The following is a 6284-nucleotide window of genomic DNA, read 5'->3' as shown; positions in this document are numbered from 1 at the left end:
GATCGAGGAGCTCGCGACCCTGAGGTTCGTCGAGCGGGCCGAGAACGTCCTGTTCGTGGGGAGCCCCGGCGTGGGCAAGACGCACCTCGCCGTCGCGCTGGGCATCGAGGCGGTCAGGGCGGGGCGCGAGGTCAGGTTCGTGGACTGCGCCCGGCTCGTCGAGGACCTGGAGGACGCCTCGTCGCGCGGCATCCTCAAGAAGAGGCTCAGGTACTACGCCCACTCGAGGCTGCTGATCATCGACGAGCTCGGCTACCTCGACGTCGGCAGCGCGGGCGCGGACCTGCTGTTCCAGCTGATATCGACGCGCTACGAGCAGCGCTCGACGATCATCACCACCAACGTGGGGATCAGCGGCTGGGGCAGGGTGTTCGGGGACGACGTGGCGGCGAGCGCGATCGCGGACAGGGTGTGCCACCACTGCCACCTGGTCAAGATAACCGGCAGGTCCTACAGGCTGAAGGACCTGCCGAGGGACGGCCCCGTCAAGCCGTGACCGGAATCGGTGAAAATACGTTAGCGCAACCGGTGAAACCGCCTTTGCGCGAACGGCGCGCCTGTTTAGCGAAACTGGTGAAAAATAGATTGACGCTAACACCTACCACAGGTACAACTCGTACAGGGGCGTCGTCGGCAGAACGTTCGAGAACGTGATCGCGAGGGATTTCGACGCCGGGGCCCCGTGGCAGAAGCTGGGGACGGACGTCACCGAGTTCAAGGTGGCTGGCGGTAAGGCCTACTGGGCCCCGACGCTGGACTTCTGCACCAAGGAGATCGTGGCGAGCGACATATCGACCACGCCCGACATGGCCCAGCAGGCGAGGATGCTCGACGAGCTGCTGCCCAAGATCCCCGAGGGCGCCACCCCGACCATGCACTCGGACCGGGGCTGGCAGTACCAGCACGCCTCGTACACATCCAGGCTCGAGGCCGCCGGCATCGTCCAGAGCATGTCCAGGAAGGCGAACTGCATCGACAATGCCGCCACCGAGCAGCTCTTCGGCCACGTCAAGGACGAGTTCTACAGGGGCCGCGAGTGGAAGACGTTCGAGGATTTCAAACGCGACCTGGAGGAATACATAGTCCACTGGAACACGAGCCGGAGGCAGGTAAGATTGAAGGGCCTGACCCCGGAGGAGTTCCGGAATCAGGCCCTTGCGGCCTAGTCGCTATTTAGGGCGTCCAAGATTTGGGGCGCAGTTCATCACTGGGGGCGGGCTTTTTCTTTAACGAGATACAAAAGGGCCGGGCACAGTCCATTCGAACTGCACCCGGCCCCGATCTTGGCTTATATGCCCCGCGTCAGAAGCTCTTTTATGCCTCGTCCATAACCTCGGGCATAGGCTCAACAATGTCTTCCGCAGGCTCCGCCGTATCCTCGCCCTCGGCGTCCTTCTCCTTGGTGGCATCCATACGGGCCACAGCGCATACGCGGTCGTTGTCGTCGACGGTCATCATCTTGACACCCTGCGTGGTTCGACCGGTCTGGCTGATCTCGTCGGTCTTGACGCGAATGACCGTCGCGCCCTCCGTCACGATAAACAGCTCGTGCTGCGGGCCGACCGCCTTCATGGCCGCAAGGTTGCCCTTGCGCTCGGTCATCTGGATGGTGTAGACACCCTGGCCGCCGCGGTTTTGCTCCGGATAATCCGAGACCGGCGTGCGCTTGCCGTAGCCGCACTCGGTAATGACAAACAGGTCGCCCTCGCCGTTGGTGACCTCCATGCCCAGGACACTCACGCCGTCCTTCATGCCAATGCCGCGGACACCGCTGGTGTCGCGGCCGGTAGCGCGAACCTGGTCCTCGGGGAACATGATCGCCTTGCCCGCAGTGGTGGCCATGATGATCTTGTCGCCCTCGCGCACGCGGCGCACGGCGAGCAGCGCGTCGTCGTCCCTCAGGTTGATGGCGATGAGGCCATCGCGGCGGCTGCGATCATAGGCGCTCATCACGGTCTTCTTGACCATGCCTTTCTTGGTGGCAAACATCAGGTACTCATCGGCGGGGAACTCACGACAGCTAATGACGCTCGCAATCTTCTCGCCTTCCTCAAAGGGAAGCAGGTTGACGATTGCGGTGCCGCGCGCCTGGCGCGTACCAACCGGCAGCTCGTGCACCTTCAGACGGTAGACCTTGCCCTTGCTCGAGAAGAACAGCACATACTCGTGGGTGGACGCGATAAACATCTCGTCGATAACGTCGTCCTCTTTAAGGTTGACGCCCGACACGCCCTTGCCGCCGCGCTTCTGGGCGCGGTAAGCGGCCACCGGGATACGCTTCACATAGCCGGTGTGGGTGATGGTCACGACCATGTCCTCGTCGGCGATGAGGTCCTCGACGTCCAGATCCTTCTCGACCTGGCTGATCTCGGTACGGCGCTTGTCGCCAAACTTCTTGGAGATCTCGCGCATCTCTTCCTTGATGACGCCCAGAATCTTCTCCTCGTGTGTCAGCAGGTCCTCGTAGTAGGCGATAGCACGGCGCAGGCCGTCCAGCTCTTCCTGGATCTTGTCGCGCTCCAGGCCGGTCAGGCGACGCAGCTTCATCTCGAGGATGGCCGTGGTCTGCTCGGGCGTAAAGCCAAAACGCTCGATCAGGCGGCTGCTGGCCTCGGAATCGGTCTGCGAGGAGCGGATGATGCTAATGACCTCGTCGATATGGTCGAGGGCCATAAGGTAGCCCTCAAGGATATGTGCACGGGCCTGGGCCTTTTTAAGGTCAAAGTGGGTGCGGCGGGTGACTACGTCAACCTGGTGGTCGATGTAGTGCTGCAGCATCTCGCGCAGGCTCAGGCATTTAGGAACGCCATTGACGAGCGCCAGATTGTTGGCACCAAAGGTGGTCTGCAGCGAGGTGTACTTATACAGGTTGTTAAGTACGACCTGCGGGATAACGCCCTTCTTGAGCTCAATGACCAGACGGATGCCCTTTTGGTTGGACTCGTCGCGCATATCCGAGATGCCCTCGATGCGCTTGTCGTTTACGAGCTGGGCGATTTTCTCCTGCAGGGTGCCCTTGTTGACCATGTAGGGAATCTCGGTAAAGACCAGGCGGCTGCGGCCGGTCTTGGTGGACTCCACATGGGCCTTGGCACGCACGGTGATGGAACCGCGGCCGGTCTCGTAGCTCTGCCTAATGCCGGCGCTACCCATGATGATGGCACCGGTGGGAAAGTCCGGGCCGGGCATAATCTGCATGAGCTCGTCGACGGTGGCGTCGGGGTTGTCGATCAGGTAGCAGGTGGCCTCGATCGCCTCGGTGAGATTATGCGGGGCGATATTGGTGGCCATGCCTACAGCGATGCCTTGGCTGCCGTTAACCAGCAGGTTGGGGAAGCGTGCGGGCAGTACCACGGGCTCGGCGAGCGACTCGTCGTAGTTGGGCTGCCAGTCGACGGTATCCTTCTGCAGGTCGCGGAGCAGCTCCATGGCGGGCTTTGCCAGACGGCTCTCGGTGTAACGCATAGCTGCGGCACCGTCGCCGTCGATGTTGCCAAAGTTGCCGTGGCCGTCGATAAGCGGCGTGCGCATGGAGAACCACTGCGCCAGACGAACCATGGTCTCATAGACCGCGGAGTCGCCGTGGGGGTGGTACTTACCGATAACTTCGCCGACCGTCCAGGCCGACTTCTTGTGCGGGCGGTTGGGGTAGATGCCGCTCTCGTTCATGGCGTACAGGATGCGGCGGTGCACCGGCTTTAAGCCGTCGCGCACGTCCGGCAGGGCGCGTGCCGTAATGACCGACATCGAGTACTCGATAAACGACTGCTTCATCTCGCGGCCAAACTCCGAAATCTGGAGCTGGCCGCCGTTGATGTCCTCGCCGGCCGAGGCGCCGCGATCGACCGCGCCAAAGCTCTCCTCGAGCTCGGCGTCGTCATCCTCTTCCTCTTCATCCTCGACATCGGGGTTGTAGGAATCCGGATCGCCGTCCTCGCCCTGCTCGGCGCGGGCGAGCAGGCGCTTCAGATCATCGGGCATACCGGCGTCGCCGGCCTCGTCCATACCCTCGTTGTTGTTGATATCGTCTGCCACGTTACCTCCTCATGGTTTGCGTGGTCCATTAGTTCCCTACCACGGAGACGGCTTTTCCAGGTGCCGCAGATTCGCCCGAAAGAGGATGGAAGCGTACTTGGGTACGCGACCGACGATTGAGGGCGAAGGTGCGGTGGCTGGGAAAGCCGAACAGGTTAGGCATCTAAGAAGCGTGCATCATGCGCGTGTTTTTCAATGTACTCGCGGCGATAGCCCACCTCGGAACCCATGAGCTCGCGTACGGCACGGTCCGCCACCACGGCATCCTCGATCGTCACGCGCTGCAAAATGCGGGTCTTGGGGTCCATCGTCGTCGAGGCAAGCTGCTTGGGGTCCATCTCACCCAGGCCCTTGTAGCGCTGGACGGTATAGCCCTTGCGCTTCTTGGTGATCTTGCCATCCTTGGCCTTGCCGTCCTCGTCGTTGTCGTCGGGGTTCAGGCCCAGGCTCTGAATGGTGTCGCGCAGAATCTCGTCTTCGGGCTGTCGGCCGTTGGGATACACGTAGTGGATCTTGTTGCGCACCTTAATGCCAAAGATGGGCGGGCAGGCAACATAGACATAGCCGGCATCGATCAGCGGACGCATGTACTTGTAGAAGAACGTCAGCAGCAGGATGCGGATATGCGCACCGTCGACATCTGCATCGGTCATGATGATGATCTTGTGGTAGCGCGCCTTGGTGATATCGAAGTCGCCGCCGTCGCCGGCGCTCGTCGTGACGCCGCAACCGATCGCGGTGATCAGCGACTGGATGGTGTCGCTCGAGAACGCACGATGGTCGCCCACGCGCTCGACGTTCAGAATCTTGCCGCGCAGGGGCAGAATCGCCTGGATGTCTCGGCGACGGCCGTCCTTGGCCGAACCGCCTGCCGAGTCGCCCTCTACGATGAAGAGCTCGGTCAGCTCGGCATCGCGCACCGAGCAGTCGGCGAGTTTGCCGGGCAGCGACGCCGTCTCGAGCAGGCTCTTGCGACGGGTCGCCTCGCGCGCCTTGCGGGCGGCGTTGCGGGCCTTGCAGGCCTGCTGCGCCTTCTTGACGATCTCGCGGGCGGGCTTGGGGTGCTCCTCGAGGTAGTCGGCAAGACCGTCGGTCACGATCTTGAGCGTAAGCGCGCGCATGTAGGAACTACCGAGCTTGGCCTTGGTCTGGCCCTCAAACTGCGGATCGGGCAGCTTGACCGAGATGACGGCCGAGAGACCCTCGCGCACGTCGTCACCGCTCAGGTTGGCCTCTTTCTCCTTAAGCAGGTTCTGCTTGCGGGCGTAATCGTTAATCACGCGGGTGAGGGCGGTGCGGAAGCCCTCGAGGTGCATGCCGCCCTCGGGGGTGTAGATGTCGTTGGCAAACGACATGACGTTCTCGCCATAACCGGCGTTCCACTGCAGGGATACCTCGACCTCGCCCATCTTGGCCACGGGCGCATCCGGGTCCGATTTGCCCTCAATGTAGATGGGCTCCTTAAAGGCCTCGGGGACGTCCTTGCCGTCGTTGAGGAACTTGACGAAGTCGATGATGCCGCCCTCGTAGCAAAACTCCTCCACGCGGGGAGCCGCCTCGCGCTCGTCAGTCAGCACGATCTTGAGGTTCTTGTTGAGAAACGCCGTCTCTTGCAGACGATTGTGCAGTGTATCGAAATCGTAGACGCAGGTCTCGAAGATCTCGTCGTCGGGCCAGAAGGAGACGGTGGTGCCCGTCGAATCCGAGGCGCCCACGACCTCCATCTTCTTGACGGTCTTGCCGCGCGAGAATTCCATCTCGTAGATATTGCCGTCGCGGCGCACCTGCACGACCACGCGCTTGGACAGGGCGTTGACAACGGAGATGCCCACGCCGTGCAGGCCGCCGGAAACCTTATAGGCCGAGTTATCGAACTTACCGCCGGCGTGAAGGATCGTCATGACGACCTCGAGCGTCGGAATCTTTTTGACAGGGTGCTCGTCGACGGGGATGCCGCGCCCGTTATCGACGACCGTAATGGAGTTGTCGGCGTGGACCGTCACCTGAATCTCGGTGCAGAAACCGGCCATGGCCTCGTCGACGGAGTTGTCAACGATCTCCCACACCAGGTGGTGCAGACCGCTGGCGCTCGTCGAGCCGATATACATGCCCGGGCGCTTACGGACGGCTTCGAGACCCTCGAGGATCTTAATTTCGCCGCCATCGTAATCGTTTTCGTTTGCCACACGTCCTCCTTCGGTTAAGAAAATCTGTATAGCCTTACTATTTTATCGTAAAAAATACCCTCG

The 6284-nt window shown here is 61.6% G+C and carries 4 protein-coding genes; 2 read left to right on the top strand and 2 right to left on the bottom strand.

Annotated features, from left to right (window positions below):
* Positions 1-496, top strand: a 496-nt coding sequence (istB, locus tag ACTQ0H_RS07720; RefSeq protein WP_441548030.1) for an IS21-like element helper ATPase IstB, incomplete at its 5' end; no start/stop codon positions are given.
* Between the two features lie 88 nt (positions 497-584).
* Positions 585-1166, top strand: a complete 582-nt coding sequence (locus tag ACTQ0H_RS07715) for an IS3 family transposase (RefSeq protein ID WP_441538606.1) — start codon at positions 585-587, stop codon at positions 1164-1166.
* Positions 1167-1314: 148 nt separating this feature from the next.
* Here ACTQ0H_RS07715 and gyrA read toward each other — a convergent pair whose 3' ends face one another.
* Together gyrA and gyrB are read right to left on the bottom strand one after the other, a co-directional pair.
* Entirely contained in the window at positions 1315-4005 is a 2691-nt protein-coding gene (gene gyrA / locus ACTQ0H_RS07710; RefSeq protein WP_441538608.1) for a DNA gyrase subunit A, read from the bottom strand.
* Between the two features lie 185 nt (positions 4006-4190).
* Positions 4191-6221, bottom strand: a complete 2031-nt coding sequence (gene gyrB / locus ACTQ0H_RS07705) for a DNA topoisomerase (ATP-hydrolyzing) subunit B (RefSeq protein ID WP_441048774.1) — start codon at positions 6219-6221, stop codon at positions 4191-4193.
* Positions 6222-6284 lie beyond the last annotated feature (63 nt).

The sequence above is a fragment of the Collinsella sp. LCP21S3_A3 genome (assembly GCF_052118905.1).
In the GTDB taxonomy this organism is placed as follows: domain Bacteria; phylum Actinomycetota; class Coriobacteriia; order Coriobacteriales; family Coriobacteriaceae; genus Collinsella.
This window is presented reverse-complemented; position numbering and strand designations above follow the sequence as displayed.

What these genes read in the sequence shown, in the direction of transcription:
- gyrA (WP_441538608.1), bottom strand. Translation starts at nt 4,005, where the DNA reads ATGGACGAGGCCGGCGACGCCGGTATGCCCGATGATCTGAAGCGCCTG.